This is a genomic window from Brachyspira hampsonii (genome assembly GCF_001746205.1).
Lineage (GTDB): Bacteria > Spirochaetota > Brachyspiria > Brachyspirales > Brachyspiraceae > Brachyspira > Brachyspira hampsonii_B.
Genome location: NZ_MDCO01000006.1, coordinates 89,905 through 104,045 on the forward strand (window position 1 = coordinate 89,905; position 14,141 = coordinate 104,045).

16 protein-coding genes are annotated in these 14,141 nt (G+C 26.3%); 8 read left to right on the forward strand and 8 right to left on the reverse strand.

Translation table 11 applies throughout. The features are described from left to right. Positions 1-6: 6 nt before the first annotated feature. Positions 7-594, reverse strand: a complete 588-nt coding sequence (locus BFL38_RS03495) for a DapH/DapD/GlmU-related protein (RefSeq protein ID WP_069725753.1) — start codon at positions 592-594, stop codon at positions 7-9. Between the two features lie 210 nt (positions 595-804). On the opposite strand from BFL38_RS03495, the gene BFL38_RS03500 reads away from it, so the two are divergent. The 7 genes from BFL38_RS03500 (at position 805) to BFL38_RS03530 (ending at position 8,299) form a co-directional block, all read left to right on the forward strand. Then, entirely contained in the window at positions 805-2,160 is a 1,356-nt protein-coding gene (locus tag BFL38_RS03500; RefSeq protein WP_069725754.1) for a PhoH family protein, read from the forward strand. Between the two features lie 740 nt (positions 2,161-2,900). After that, positions 2,901-3,320 carry a nucleotidyltransferase substrate binding protein gene (locus BFL38_RS03505; protein WP_069725755.1) on the forward strand — a complete coding sequence of 140 codons (420 nt, stop codon included), beginning with the start codon at positions 2,901-2,903 and terminating at the stop codon, positions 3,318-3,320. 13 nt (positions 3,321-3,333) lie between these two features. Beyond that, on the forward strand, positions 3,334-3,624 hold the full coding sequence (locus BFL38_RS03510) for a nucleotidyltransferase domain-containing protein (protein ID WP_069725756.1): 291 nt from the start codon (positions 3,334-3,336) through the stop codon (positions 3,622-3,624). Between the two features lie 484 nt (positions 3,625-4,108). Beyond that, positions 4,109-5,962, forward strand: coding sequence for an MATE family efflux transporter (locus BFL38_RS03515; protein ID WP_069725757.1), 1,854 nt, complete (start codon positions 4,109-4,111; stop codon positions 5,960-5,962). A 5-nt stretch (positions 5,963-5,967) separates the two neighbouring features. Further along, the gene (locus BFL38_RS03520) at positions 5,968-6,678 is read left to right on the forward strand and encodes an IspD/TarI family cytidylyltransferase (protein ID WP_069725758.1); all 711 of its coding nucleotides are present in this window, start codon (positions 5,968-5,970) and stop codon (positions 6,676-6,678) included. A gap of 75 nt (positions 6,679-6,753) precedes the next feature. Then, positions 6,754-7,302 (forward strand): excinuclease ABC subunit B, encoded by a 549-nt coding sequence (locus tag BFL38_RS03525; protein WP_069725759.1) that lies wholly within the window; start codon positions 6,754-6,756, stop codon positions 7,300-7,302. Continuing rightward, on the forward strand, positions 7,292-8,299 hold the full coding sequence (locus tag BFL38_RS03530) for a guanido phosphotransferase (protein ID WP_069725760.1): 1,008 nt from the start codon (positions 7,292-7,294) through the stop codon (positions 8,297-8,299). The genes BFL38_RS03525 and BFL38_RS03530 overlap by 11 nt, the downstream gene beginning before the upstream one ends. A gap of 3 nt (positions 8,300-8,302) precedes the next feature. On the opposite strand, the gene BFL38_RS03535 is transcribed toward BFL38_RS03530, so the two are convergent. The 7 genes from BFL38_RS03535 to BFL38_RS03565 all read right to left on the reverse strand — a co-directional run bounded on the left by BFL38_RS03535 (position 8,303) and on the right by BFL38_RS03565 (position 13,168). Beyond that, on the reverse strand, positions 8,303-8,791 hold the full coding sequence (locus BFL38_RS03535; RefSeq protein WP_069725761.1) for a hypothetical protein: 489 nt from the start codon (positions 8,789-8,791) through the stop codon (positions 8,303-8,305). After that, complete coding sequence (locus BFL38_RS03540) at positions 8,791-9,282, reverse strand: LEA type 2 family protein (protein ID WP_069725762.1); 492 nt, start codon at positions 9,280-9,282, stop codon at positions 8,791-8,793. Before BFL38_RS03540 ends, BFL38_RS03535 begins: the two co-directional genes overlap by 1 nt. 73 nt (positions 9,283-9,355) lie before the next feature. Then, complete coding sequence (locus tag BFL38_RS03545) at positions 9,356-9,769, reverse strand: hypothetical protein (RefSeq protein WP_069725763.1); 414 nt, start codon at positions 9,767-9,769, stop codon at positions 9,356-9,358. Positions 9,770-9,838: 69 nt separating this feature from the next. Next, a complete protein-coding gene (locus BFL38_RS03550; RefSeq protein WP_069725764.1) occupies positions 9,839-10,666 on the reverse strand; it encodes a sulfide/dihydroorotate dehydrogenase-like FAD/NAD-binding protein in 828 nt (275 codons plus the stop codon). A gap of 36 nt (positions 10,667-10,702) precedes the next feature. Then, the gene (gene rplS, locus BFL38_RS03555; protein WP_008723195.1) at positions 10,703-11,113 is read right to left on the reverse strand and encodes a 50S ribosomal protein L19; all 411 of its coding nucleotides are present in this window, start codon (positions 11,111-11,113) and stop codon (positions 10,703-10,705) included. A 337-nt stretch (positions 11,114-11,450) separates the two neighbouring features. Then, positions 11,451-12,488 (reverse strand): LacI family DNA-binding transcriptional regulator, encoded by a 1,038-nt coding sequence (locus tag BFL38_RS03560; RefSeq protein WP_069725765.1) that lies wholly within the window; start codon positions 12,486-12,488, stop codon positions 11,451-11,453. Between the two features lie 71 nt (positions 12,489-12,559). Continuing rightward, positions 12,560-13,168, reverse strand: coding sequence for a LemA family protein (locus tag BFL38_RS03565; RefSeq protein ID WP_069725766.1), 609 nt, complete (start codon positions 13,166-13,168; stop codon positions 12,560-12,562). A 202-nt stretch (positions 13,169-13,370) separates the two neighbouring features. On the opposite strand from BFL38_RS03565, the gene BFL38_RS03570 reads away from it, so the two are divergent. Next, positions 13,371-14,114, forward strand: coding sequence for a basic amino acid ABC transporter substrate-binding protein (locus tag BFL38_RS03570; protein WP_069725767.1), 744 nt, complete (start codon positions 13,371-13,373; stop codon positions 14,112-14,114). The last annotated feature ends 27 nt before the right edge of the window (positions 14,115-14,141 follow it).

The following is a 14,141-nucleotide window of genomic DNA, read 5'->3' on the forward strand; positions in this document are numbered from 1 at the left end:
CTCTCCTTAATTTTTATATTTTAGTTTGTTTATTTCTTTTATAACTTTGGATGGTATTCCTCCTACTATCACATTTGAAGGTACATCTTTATTAACTAAAGCACCAGCTGCTATTATAGAGTTATCACCTATAGTTACTCCTGCAAGTATATGTGCTCCTGAACCTATCCATACATTATTTCCAATTACTACTTTTTTTGGGTAAGTTGTGCTTCTGTATTCTACTTCTATTCCATGATTTAGGGTTGAAATAGTAGCATTCATTCCTATAAATACATTATCACCTATAACAATTCCTCCTCTGTCTTGAAATGAACATCCGCAGTTGAAAAATACATTCTTTCCTATCTTTATATTTTTTCCAAAGTCAGTATAAAATGGAGGAAAGCAGGTAAAACTTTTGTCTACCTTTTCACCTGTAAGCTCTTCAAATAATTCTCTTACCTCATCTGTAGTATGATATTTATTATTAATTTCCATAGTTATTTTTATTGCATTCTGAGAGCATTCATATAAAAGCGGTGATAATTCTTTATCTTCGCTTGATATGGGGTTACCATCTTTGCAGTATTTAATAAACTCTTCCATATTCATTTTAGTTATTCCTTATGTTTTTTATTTATTTGTATTTTACAGAAAAATTAAATTATATCAAATAATTATGTGTTATATATAATTATACCTAAAAAGTATAATATTAATACATATATTTAATAATCTTTTATATTAAAATGAATTTGCTTTTTTTATTTTTATGTATCATACTATAAGTAGGTGAAATACAAATAAAAAGGATTTGCGATAATGATAGAAAATTTTATACCTAATAAAAAAGTATTCGTATTTGATACTAATGTAATACTTCATGATTTTAAGTCAATATTTTCTTTTGAAGAGACAAATATAGTTATACCTATTACCGTACTTGAAGAGGTTGATAAGTTTAAAAAAGGAAGTGATACAATCAATTTTAATGCCAGAGAGTTTATAAGAGAGCTTGATGTTATAGTAGAGAAAAATGAAGAGCTTCAGGGAACCAAAGATATTTTTAAAAAAGGTGCTTTGCTTGATAATAAAAGTAAAGTATTTATAGATGTTAATAACGAAGAGAGAGATGATTTTAAAAAAATATTTTCAAACAGCATTCCAGATCATAAAATATTATCCTGTGCTTATAATATAAAATGCGAAAATCAGCGTGTAATTCTCATAACTAAAGATATTAATATGAGAATGAAAGCCAGAAGTTTAGGTATTGACACACAAGACTATAATACTGACAAGATAGAAAAATTATCATCATTATTCACAGGTATAGAAAGCATATCTGGAGATAATGCACTCATTTATATAAAAGAGCTTAATGAAAATAAAGAGATAGCAGTAAAAGGTGAGCATTCCATATATCCAAATACATATTTCTGCTACAGAGTAAAAGAAGATGATGAGGCAGTAATAGGTAAATATAAAGATGATACAAAAACAATAGTTCATGTCGATACAAATATAGATGCATACGGAATAAAACCTAGAAATGAAGAGCAGGCTATGGCTTTGGATGTTTTACTTGATAATGATATACCTTTAGTTACCATAATGGGTAAAGCTGGTACTGGTAAAACTCTTTTAGCACTTGCAGCTGCTTTAGCAAAGAGAAGAGAGTACAGACAAATACTTTTAGCTCGTCCTGTAGTTGCACTTTCTAATAAAGATTTGGGCTTTCTACCCGGTGATATTAACAGTAAATTAGATCCTTATATGCAGCCTTTATTTGATAATCTTTCTGTTATACAGCATGTACATTCTGATGACAGTGATGAAAGCAAAAACATTAAAAAAATGCTTGAAAATGAAAAGATAGTTATATCTCCTTTGGCATATATAAGAGGAAGAAGTTTGAACAAAATATATTTTATAGTAGATGAAGCTCAGAACCTAACGCCTCATGAAATAAAAACTATTATAACAAGAGCTGGTGAAGGTACAAAAATAGTTTTCACAGGCGATATTCATCAGATAGACACTCCGTATTTGGACGAAAGAAACAATGGTCTTACTTATTTAATAGACCGCACAAAAGCGGAAGTTTTAAGCGGTACCGTAACACTTGAAAAAGGAGAGCGTTCAAAACTTGCCGAGCTTGCTGCTAATGTATTATAAAATTATATTTAAAAAATAATAAAGCATAGAGTGGCTTATAAAAATCCCCCCTTTATGCTTTTTTGTTTTTAACTAAAATAAAGTTTATGTTAATTTTTTTACTTAATTTAAAAAAAATACCCGTCCAAATGAATTTTAACTCACCGCACGGAGAATGAAATTTTATAATATAGTAAAATTTGAATTTCAAATAAAATCTATATTTTTAATTTTGTTATGCGTGCGTTGTGTGATATTATAAATTAAAAAACGTTTGGGTGGGCAGCTAAAATGACTGTTCACATTAAAAAAATAAATACAATATAAAAATATCAGTAAGTATTTCAAGACTATAGGGTGGGAAAATGTAATTTAAGTTTTAAAAAATTTTCTCATTCCCCGCCCTTTATAGTTTATTGCTATGTTTGTGATAGCAATTTGGTTTATATTTGATATTTACACTGTTAAAGCACACCCGCCCAAGTTTTTATTAAATTTAAAGCCTATTTAACGCACGGTTAGAAATATTTAAAATATTAATAAATTTGAATTGAAAATAAATTTATATTTTTAATTTTATTCTGCGTGCGGTAAGTAAAACATCAAATTTAAATTAAAGATTGTGAGTTAAAAACTTTTGAAACTAACATAAAAATAAGTTAATAAATCTCAGAGTGTTGTAGTAAAAACAAATTTAAAACTTGATAAATACAGACTAAATTATATAATTGTAATTCAATAAAAAATTATTTGGAAATACTATGTCTAAGAATATTCGCTGGAAACAGAGATTTTATAACTTTGAAAAAGCCTTTAATTTATTAAAAAGTGTATTTGAAGAAAAAGAAATAAATGAATTATCATTATTAGAACAGGAAGGAGTTGTTCAAAGATTTGAATATACTTATGAATTAGCTTGGAAAACTTTGAAGGATTATTTAGAATATAATGGAAGTTTAAATAATATAGATATATCACCTAGAAATATTTTTAAAGAAGCATACGCAGCAAAGATTATTAAAAGTCAAGATGATTTTATTGATATGATGTTAAGCCGTAATTTGCTTTCACATACTTATGATTTTATTAAATTCAAGGAAGTTATTAAAAGAATAGAAAATGATTATTTGAAAATATTGAATGAACTTTATAATTTCTTTTTGTATAAATTAAATGATTAAAGGATAAATATTAATGCTTGATGAAAATATAAAAGAAGGTATAAGAAATATATGCAGTTCTTATAAAAATATAGAAAAAGTTATACTTTTTGGATCTAGGGCGATTGATAAAGAAAAATATAATTCTGATATAGATTTGGCTTTAGTCGGAGAGTTTGATTTACTTTTTTGCGAAAGGTTAAAAGAAGAATTATCAGACCTTCCTACTCTTTTAAAATTCGATATAATTTCCTATAATAATATTGAAAATGATGAATTATTAAATGATATAAAAAATTATGGAAAAATTATTTATAAAAAATAATATACTAGTTTCAAAGTTGCTTTAGAGGATTAACTGTGAAATTATAAAATAGAATGTTTTATAGTGTATTGTTTTAGTATATAAATATGTATTCTTATGCCTGCCTACTGTACTTATAGTAAAGGCTACTTTGTTGTATTAGTCCATGCCTAAATGTAGTCTTTAAGCAGCAGGAGTAGGCATCACTTAGTATGTGTACAGCATGCAAAGAATCACTTTATATGCTTCTCATAGCAAAGAAACGCTTATAAAACTAAACACTGTATTTTTAATTACTAAAAAATAATTATATAATACTTTTTAACTAATTCTATTATAAAAATATATTTAAAAAATTTGCTATTATTGATATAATTATTCTCTTGTGTGATAAATAAAAAAATTAATTTTTTTATTTTATTTATGCAAAAAATTATTTTTAATATAAAATAAAACATATAATAATCGGTTATATTGTTTATACGAGAAATTTTAAAGGATAAATATGATTAGTTTTTTTAAAAGTCAGTCTACAGAGGCAAGAAGAGATTTGATTCTTCATGGTCCTATTAGTAATACTTTAATAATGCTTTCTATTCCAACTCTTATAATGAGTATAGTTCAGTCTATGATACCATTAATGGACGGACTTTTTCTTAATAATGTTGCTGGTACTATTATAGCAAGCAGCGTGCATTTTTCAGAACCTATAATCAATATGATGACAGCATTATCTCAAGGTTTAGGTGTTGCTGCTATGGCTATAGTGGGGCAGTATAATGGACTAGGAGACTTTAAAAATGCAAAAAGAATATCCACGCAAATAGTTGTTATAGGGGTAATGTTTGGAATTGCTATGGGTCCTACTCTATATGTTGTAAGTATATTAGTGTCAATGAATCTTCTACCTAATATTAAAGAGAATGTATTTACATATTTGTCTTTATATAGTTTTGTTATGCCTATGACATTTTTAGCTGCTTTGTATAATGGTATAAAAAACGCTAATGGTAAACCGGAAGCTACTCTTATAAGAAGTATAATATTGCTTCTTTTGAAAGTATTATTTAATTTTATATATGTTTATTTGCTTCATTTGGGTGTAGTAGGAAGTGTATTGGCTTCATTTTCCACTTATTCTATTGTAACTGTTTGGATGTATTATGATTTATTCATAAAAAAAAGCGATGATAAATTATCTTTAAAAGAATTTAAATTTGATTCTACAGTATTGAAGGAGCTTATGATTATAGGTATTCCTTCTATGCTCAATACATTTTTAACTAATTTAGGATTCTTTCTTATCAATACAGAGGTTGAAAAATACGGTGCTTCTGTATTAAATGGTCAGGGTATATCTAATAATATAGTTAATATATGCTTTAATTTTACAGCTGCCTTTGGTTCTGCTGTTACTACAATGGTTAGTATGAATATAGGTGCTAAATATAATGATAAAGCTAAGAAATCATGTTATACAGGAATTATAATGTCAGTTATTACATCTATTATTCTTATAGCTATTATCATACCTCTTACGCCTCATCTTACTATACTTTTTACTAGGCAGGCTGAGGACTTATATGTAGCTAATAAATCTCTTCCTATATTTGCTTTTGGGGTATTGGGATTTGGAGTGGCTATGGTTTCTCAGGGTGCTTTGATTGGACTTGGAAGAACTAGAATACCTCTTATAATAAGCATACTTAGAATATGGCTTTTGAGATTTATATTTATTCTTTTAACAAGCAAATATTTATCATATTGGTCAGTATTTTGGGGCAATTTATTTTCAAACACTATGGCTGGCGTAATAGCACTTTCTATAATATTAAGAGTTCCTTGGGTTTCTGTTATTAATTTGAAAACACAAAACAGCCTTGTTTTAAGGACTAGATTATTTGTGGATTCTTTAGGGGCTAGATTATTCCCTAAGAATATCGGTAAGAGAAAAGATTATGTTCAGAAGATGAGAGATAAATTGAGCAAAATAAAAGATCCTGTTAAACTTGTTTTATTTAGAGAGAAAGAACTTGAGAAGATAGAGAGAATGCAGGAGAGAGAAGAGAGAGAAAAACAAAGAGAAGAAAAGAGAAAATTAGAAAGGGCTGAATGGAGAATGCAGCTTGAAGAGATGAAGGAATTGAGAGAGAAGAAAAATCAAGAACGCAGAGAATATAATGAGAATAGGAAAAAAGAGAAAGAAGCTAAAAAATTACAGATGAAACAGGAAGTACAGGCTAGAAGAGAAGCAAGATATAAATTAAGAGAGGAGAAAAAATTGGAAAGTCATAAGCGTAAGGAAGAAAGAATGAATTTGAAAAATAAAAATACAAAAAATAATCAGCCGAGAGAATAAATTTTATGAATAATACAACTTTAGTAATATTAATAGCAGGAAGTTCTAAAAGATTTTCAGGTAAAGTAAAAAAACAATTTATAAAAGTTGATAATAAGCCTATATTTATTCATACTCTTATAAATATGCTTAAATTTAATTTTAATAATATTGTTTTAGTGAGTGCTGAAGAGGAGATAAAAAATATAAAAAAATATATTGAAAAAGAAGCTCTCATAAAAGAAAAAATAAGGAAAAATATTCATTATATAGTAGGCGGAAAAGAGAGGGTATATTCAGTATATAATGCTATGAGTTTTCTAAATGAACATAGAGAAGATATTAAAACAGATTATGTATTCATTCATGATGGGGTAAGACCTTTAGTGAAGAAAAAGGAAATTATGCAGTTATATGAAGATGTTGTAAAGTATGATGCTGCTATTTTAGCTTCTAAGGTTGTGGATACAATAAAAAAAGTTAATGAAGATAAAACTATAATAGATACTATTGACAGAACTTATCTTTATAGGGCGGCAACTCCTCAGGGATTTAAATTTGATAATTACATGTATGCCATTGAAAAGTATATTAATGATAAAAATGCTGTTTTAGTTACGGATGATGCTGAAATATATAGTAAATATTTTGGAGATGTAAAGATATCTGAATGTTCTTCTGATAATATAAAGATAACTAATAGAGAAGATTTAGATATTTTTATAAAATTAAGATAAAATCATATTAATTATTTGCTTTTTTTTTTATTCAATGATAAAATTTTGATAATAAGTTATTAGGGGCGGTATATTTTGAAGTGCAATATATGTGGTAAAGAAAAAGCTGTATTATACATTCAAGAAATAATCGGTAATGAAAGAAGAGAAATTTCTATATGCAAAGAATGTGAAATAAACGGCAATATTATAGAAAAATGTTTGGAATTAGAATTTAATAATATCGATACCATATTTCCGAATTATAAATCATTGCCTTCAAAAAAGAAAAAGAAGAAAACTCCTAATTCTAATAAAATATGTAAAGTTTGCGGATATTCCTTAGATAATTTTCTAAAAACAGGTATAGTATCATGTCCTAAATGCTATGAATATTTTAAATCAGAACTTAGCAGGTATATTAAAAAAATACATAGAGAAAATAAACATATAGGAAAAATATCCAGCAGAAATTTAACAAATAAAGATATAGAGTCCAAAATTAATAAATACAGAGAAGAAATAGAACTTCTTATAAAAATAGAAAAATACGAAGAAGCTGCTTTGATAAGAGATAAATTAGAACATTTGAAAAAAGATTTAATATCTAAAAAAACTAAGAGCGAAAAAAAAGATGTCCGTTAATAATACAGCAAATTGGATATATAAAAAAGGCGAAGATGATAATATAGTATTATATTCTAAAATTTCCATTTACAGAAATTTAGATGGTATTAGATTCTTTCATAATATGGATAAAGAAGATTTTAAAAATACAGAAAATATTTTAAGATCTAATATAGAAAAATTAAATCTTAATTTGTCATATAAAAAACTTATTGAACTTCCTTCTATCAATATTAGAATGCTTATAGAAAATCTTACTATACCCAGCAATAAGAATATAGTGAATGCTTCATTATTTACAGATGAAGATGAAGATATATCTTTACTAATAAATTCTAATGAGCATTTAGAAATTCAAACTATAGCAAGAGGTTTAGAATTAGAGAGCTGCTTCAATAAAGCTTATGAAATAGAAAGCATTTTAGATCATCAAATAGATTTTGCATATGATAAGAAATTCGGATTTCTTACAAGCTCTCCGAATATAATAGGTACAGCGATGATGGCTGAAGTTTGTATAGCTGTTCCTTGTCTTACTTGGAAAACTTCTGATAATATAGATTATATAATTAGCGAATGTAATAAGAAGGGATTAGAAGTTAATGTGAAAAACGGACTGCTTAATATAAGAAATAATATTATGATAGGAGTTACCGAAAAGTTTATACTTGATACTATTATAGAAAAAGTTAAAGAGATATCCGAAAAAGAAAAGAAAATAAGAAATAGAATAAAAAAACTTGACAGGGTAAAAGCTGAAGATAGAATATACAGAAGCAATGCCGTATTATTATCAGCAAGAAGTTTAAAATATAGAGAACTTATCAATTATAGCTTATGGCTTAGATTGGGTATTTATTATGAGATTATTGATAATATAAGTTTGGATACTATATATTATATGGTCTTTGTTGGAAAGAATGCCCATTTAAAGCATTTATATGAAAAAAGCAGTTATTATAGAAATGTTGATGAGATAAGGGCTAATGTTGTAAGAGATATATTAAAACAGTAGGTACTACTTTATAAAATTTATTTCTACATTGTATTTAAATTGGAAATTCATTCCATAAACATTAAAGGTTAGTATTATATCAGCATTGCATTTATAACTTTCTGTCCTTATAGCATCAAAGGCTGTTTGGAATAAATCCATATACTTTACTTTAGACTTCATATTCATTTCTCTGGAATCATTGGCTGGAATTTTTATAATGTCTGATTCTTCAGATGATTTTGAATTTGCAAATATATCACCTGAAGAATTAATAAGATTTATTTCAAGTTTTTCTATTGGAAGCTCAAAGGGTAAATTATTTTTTATTTCAAGTAATGTATTTAATGTAATATCTGATAAAGTGATATTATATATAGAGGCAGATTTTATAGTTATATCAGGTTTATATTTTTCTATATATTCCCTCGTAATTTTATCAGCCTCTGACTTTACTCTAGAGCATGATAGAACTGTAATTAACAATAAAATTGATATTTTGATTAATTTCATTATTCTTTAAATGTTAATTCTTTAGTATAAGGGAATTCAAATTTCATTCCGTATATAGTAAATGTTAAAGTTATTTTAGCATCGCATTTAAAAGATTTTGATTTTATAGCATCAAAAGCTGTTGTAAATACATCTAAATATTTTGCTTTAAAATCTAAATTAATATCTCTTGCCTGATTTGCAGGTATTTTTAATGTTTCTACAGAAGTAGCTGTGGCAAAAGTTTTTCCTGAAGTATTAATAAGATCTATTTGAACTTTATCTATAGGAACTTCAAAATCCAAATTATTCTTTATTTCAAATAGAGTAGTTAAAGTGATATCCTTTAATGTTACACTTGATATTTTAGCACTTTTTGCTCTTACATCAGGTTTATGTTCTTCTATATAGCTTCTTGTGATTTCTTTTGCCGATGATTTTAATGTTTCACATGAGTACAATACAAATAGCATTGATAATATTGAGACTATAACAGTTATTTTCTTAATCATAAATTATACCTTCTTTATTTAATACATATTTATATAACAAATATAACTAAAAATAGTAATATGTAATAATTTATTATTGATGATATAAATGTTTTATAATATTAAGTATATCAATATTATGCTCATAATTTTTTAAATTTATTGGTATTATAGAAAACATTTTTAATTTACCGGTTATTACATGAATTTTAAATATTGATTTTTTTAAATTAAAAAAGTTATTTATTAAATTTGAAAATTCTTTATTATATAAAATGATATTAAAAGTAATATCTTTAGTTTCTTTTGATTTTATTGATATATTATCACATTCTATATAAGCAAATTTTTCATTTAGAGAATTAATAAGATTAAACTTTAAATTTTCTAATTTTATTTTTATAGGGTAATTATTTTTTATATTTAATGTTATTTGAAAGTATGTACTGTCCCATTCAAATTTTTGCAGAATAATATTTTTAATATTAATATCAACATGTAATTTCATTGTTATAAATAGATATTATTATAAAAAAGCTACAATCTGTATCAGACTGTAACTTTTTATAATTAAATATTAATTAGCTAATTTTAAATTACATTCATGCTCTTCTTTTTTGTACATAGCCTGTCTTTTCATAAGAAGATCAAAATCAATTAAATGACCGTCAAATTCAGGTCCTTCAACGCATGCAAATTTAGTTTCATTTCCTACTTTTACTCTGCAGCATCCGCACATTCCTGTACCATCTATCATAATAGGGTTTAAGCTTACAACTGTAGGAAGATTATATTTTTTTGTAAGTAAAGAAACAAATTTCATCATAATAGCAGGACCTATAGCTACAACTTCTGAAATTTTTTCTCCTCTTTCATATATTCTAGTAATCATGTCAGTTACAAGACCTTTTTCTCCGTAACTTCCATTGTCAGTACAGATAAGAACTTCATCAGATATTTTTTTCATCATATCTTCCATAATGATAAGTGATTTATCTCTTGCCCCTAATATAGAAATAACTTTGTTTCCAGCTTTATGATGTGCTTCCATAATAGGATGTAAAGGAGCAATACCAACTCCTCCTCCAACACCTAAAACTATTCCGTCTTTTTTTTCTATATGAGTAGGCTGACCTAAAGGACCTATAACATCCATTATCTCATCACCAACTTGAAGCTCCATAAGTTTAGCAGTTGAATATCCTATACTTTGAGTAACTATAGTAATAGTACCAGCTTCTGCGTCAGCATCAGCTATAGTTAGGGGTATTCTTTCACCTTTTTCATCTAGTCTGAATATTATAAAATTACCTGCTTTACGATGTTTAGCTATATCTGGGGCTACTACTTTCATCATAAAAACTTTTTCTGACCATTGTTCTCTAGCGACTATCTTATAGCCCATAAAATTCTCCTTAAAATAACAAAATTGTAAATAATATTATTCTGCTGCTTTGTTTTCTTCGGCAATATTTTTTACTAAATCTGAATGTTTAGGGATTTTTACACCTAATCTTTCTACTAAGCGAGCCTTTTTACCAACTTTGTTTCTAAGGTAATAAAGTTTAGCTCTTCTTACTTTAGCTTTTCTTATGATATCAACATGATCTATTCTAGGAGAATTCAATAAGAATATTCTTTCAACACCTACGCCGTAAGATATTTTTCTAACGATAAAACTTTTATTAATTCCTTTTCCGCGAATAGAAATAACAGTACCTTCATAGGCCTGTAGTCTTTCTCTATCACCTTCAATAATTTTTACCCATACTTTTAGTGTATCACCAATTTCAAAAGGAAGTATGGCTTCTTTTTTATATTTTGCTTCTACTAATCTTATCTGTTGATCCATTTGTAATATCTCCTAATTAATTTTATTTATATTAATGTTATTTAATTTTCATAAAGAATCTAAAATAAACAAATATAACATTATAGAATATAGTTGCAATATTCTATCATAATATGTTAATTTTATCAAGTAAAATTCCAAAATAAATTTTAATAATAGACTTGTTTTAAAAGTGCATGACAAACAATGTTAGTAGTGCTTTATTTTACTATAGATGTTTTATATATTGTGTAAATTGTATACACAATTATGAAAATGCAGTATTTCACACATAAAAACACTATGGATATATCCTTCAGCAATTAATAAATAAAATGAGTTTTGAAACAGCCTAATATTAATTTTCTAAATTTTCTAAAAATATTATTTTAGAATCAGATACCTCCCAACTAGTATTAACATTTTTTTTATATATCATTTCAAACATTATTTTACCGGCATTATATCCTTCCATAAATACAGCTTCCATAACAGTAAATGATATTATACCTGATTTTATTAGGTTTTTTATACTTTCTGCCATACCATGAGTAACTATTTTTTTACCTATTAATATGTTTTTATCTATCATATTATAGATTTCCTGAGCATATCTATTAATATAAATTCCTTTAATATCATATTTAGTACACATTTCCTTGATTGTATGAATACTGTCTTCTATATTTCCGCAGTAAATAGGACCTAAAATATCTATCTTTGTATATTTTATTCTTTTTAAAAATCCTTCTAAGTACATTCCGGAAGAAATATTATCATCTCCATTATCTATTATCAGAAGTTTTTCATTATCCCTTAAAAGATTAGAGACTATTCCAGCAACTATAGAACCTTGTTTTATATGGTTAGGTCCTACATGCGATATGCTGTCAGATAATCTCGTTCCTATTGATATTATATTGATTTTACTGAAATATGGTTTTAGTATATTATATATTACTTCCCTATTTAAAGGTGTTATTATTAAACCGTCTATATTACCTTTTTCTAATATATTTTTTAAAGTTTCTACCTGTTTGTCTGGAGAATGTATCTCTGTTGGTGTTATTTTTAGATTATAATTATATACAGCATATTCTTTTTGAATAGCATTAAGTCCTCGTATAATTTCTTTTGTGTAAAACTCATTAAAAGAATCAGCTATGAGACAATGTACTATCTTTTCTTTTTGATTTGCAAGAGAACTCCCTATGTAATTTTTTTCATAATTTAATTCGGAGGCTAATTCTAATATTTTAGATTTGGTTTCTTCTTTAATAAATTCGCTTCCGTTTATTGCTCTGGCTACAGTTGTTCTGCTTATCCCAAGTCTTTTAGCTATTTCTTTCTGCGTTACTCTTTTGAGTTTTGTTAATTCTTTTACATTATCGTTCATATTAATCCGAATAATTTAATTTATTATATTATAGTAAAAGTTTTAATTTTTGTAAATATAATATATTTTATCTATTGAAACATATTAGCAGTTTGTGCTATTATATTAGTACCCGTTTCAAATTTCAAGAAAGGAAATTTTCCCATTATACCTGCTACTATACTCGAAGGAGGAGTTGTTGTAAGTCTATTATATTCCAATACATGATCATTATAGGCCGATATATATTTTTTTTCATCTTCTATTATAGGACGCATCTCATTTAAAGCGGATATGTAGTTCTGATTTGTCCTTAAAACAGGATAATTTCTAGCTGTATAATTAATTTTATTTATATTTTCAGTTATTCTTGCCTGTATATATTGATATTCCTGAAATGTTAATGGTTTTTCTATTAAAGTAGAATCGGCTTCTATTGATTTTATTCTTTCTATATAGTTGCTTAGTGAATGAAGTACATATATATCTATTTTGGGTATTACTGATACAGCATTATAATAATTTTCTGAGGCTATATTTTTTTTATAATAAGTGTCTATTATAGAGTCCAATGATTCTCTTGATAATTTTTCTTCTGTTAATATAGATTCTTTTATAGAAGTGGTAGAAACTATCATAAATATAGTAATAGCTATTATATTCACTAAAATAAATATTATTGCTACCGCAGAGCCCCTCATATACTTTAATCCCCATTTTTTATATATTTTAGATTAAAAATTATATATTATATATATTATTAATTCAAATTTATTTATTTTATAAAACAGTTAATAGCAATTTATGTGATAAATTAGTATTTGAAAAGCATATATTTTACCTTGACTTTTTTACATTATTGTATAGAATTATTTCAAAAATATAAAATTATAGGGTTTAAATATGTTTAAGAATAATATTGTAAAAATAGCGATAGCTTTGTTAGTAGGTTTGGTTCTATTCATAAGCTGCCAGAAAAAAGAAGAAAAAAATAAATTATATGTAGGCACTAATGCTGAATTTGAACCTTTTGAATACAGAGAAGGGGATAAAATAGTTGGATTCGATATGGATTTGATAGCTGAGGTTGCTAAGCTAATAGGTAAAGAAATAGAGATAGTAGATATGCAGTTTGACGGACTTCTTCCTGCTTTAGAAGCTAAAAAAATAGATATAATTGCTGCAGGCATGACTGCTACTGAAGAGAGAAAACAATTTGTTAATTTTACAGAGCCTTATTATAGTTCAAAACAGTCTATAGTAGTTCAGGCATCAAATACTGATATAACTTCTTTTGATAGCTTTGCAGGTAAAAAAATAGGTGTTGTTTTAGGATACACAGGAGATATTTTAGTAAGCGAAATGGCTAATGTAGAAGCTCAGAAATTTAATAGTGCTTCAGAAACAATATTAGCTTTGAAATCTCAGAAAGTTGATGCTGTTGTATTAGATTATGAGCCTGCTAAAAATTATGTTGCTCAGAATGCTGAATTGAAATTAGTAGAAACTGATGCTGCTGTTGAAGAGTATTCTATAGCTATGAGAAAAGAAGATACAGAACTTCTTGCTCAAATTAACGATGCTTTAAAAACACTTAAAGATAACGGCACTTATGATGCTTTAATAAGCAAATATTTTGCGGAATAATATTGTTTATATCTTCTTCTTATTTTT

Excerpts from the sequence above, each read along its gene's own strand:
- BFL38_RS03495 (WP_069725753.1), bottom strand. The coding sequence starts at position 594 with ATGAATATGGAAGAGTTTATTAAATACTGCAAAGATGGTAACCCCATA.
- BFL38_RS03500 (WP_069725754.1), top strand. The coding sequence starts at position 805 with ATGATAGAAAATTTTATACCTAATAAAAAAGTATTCGTATTTGATACT.
- BFL38_RS03505 (WP_069725755.1), top strand. The coding sequence starts at position 2,901 with ATGTCTAAGAATATTCGCTGGAAACAGAGATTTTATAACTTTGAAAAA.
- BFL38_RS03510 (WP_069725756.1), top strand. The coding sequence starts at position 3,334 with ATGCTTGATGAAAATATAAAAGAAGGTATAAGAAATATATGCAGTTCT.
- BFL38_RS03515 (WP_069725757.1), top strand. The coding sequence starts at position 4,109 with ATGATTAGTTTTTTTAAAAGTCAGTCTACAGAGGCAAGAAGAGATTTG.
- BFL38_RS03520 (WP_069725758.1), top strand. The coding sequence starts at position 5,968 with ATGAATAATACAACTTTAGTAATATTAATAGCAGGAAGTTCTAAAAGA.
- BFL38_RS03530 (WP_069725760.1), top strand. The coding sequence starts at position 7,292 with ATGTCCGTTAATAATACAGCAAATTGGATATATAAAAAAGGCGAAGAT.
- BFL38_RS03535 (WP_069725761.1), bottom strand. The coding sequence starts at position 8,791 with ATGAAATTAATCAAAATATCAATTTTATTGTTAATTACAGTTCTATCA.
- BFL38_RS03540 (WP_069725762.1), bottom strand. The coding sequence starts at position 9,282 with ATGATTAAGAAAATAACTGTTATAGTCTCAATATTATCAATGCTATTT.
- BFL38_RS03545 (WP_069725763.1), bottom strand. The coding sequence starts at position 9,769 with ATGAAATTACATGTTGATATTAATATTAAAAATATTATTCTGCAAAAA.
- BFL38_RS03550 (WP_069725764.1), bottom strand. The coding sequence starts at position 10,666 with ATGGGCTATAAGATAGTCGCTAGAGAACAATGGTCAGAAAAAGTTTTT.
- rplS (WP_008723195.1), bottom strand. The coding sequence starts at position 11,113 with ATGGATCAACAGATAAGATTAGTAGAAGCAAAATATAAAAAAGAAGCC.
- BFL38_RS03560 (WP_069725765.1), bottom strand. The coding sequence starts at position 12,488 with ATGAACGATAATGTAAAAGAATTAACAAAACTCAAAAGAGTAACGCAG.
- BFL38_RS03565 (WP_069725766.1), bottom strand. The coding sequence starts at position 13,168 with ATGAGGGGCTCTGCGGTAGCAATAATATTTATTTTAGTGAATATAATA.
- BFL38_RS03570 (WP_069725767.1), top strand. The coding sequence starts at position 13,371 with ATGTTTAAGAATAATATTGTAAAAATAGCGATAGCTTTGTTAGTAGGT.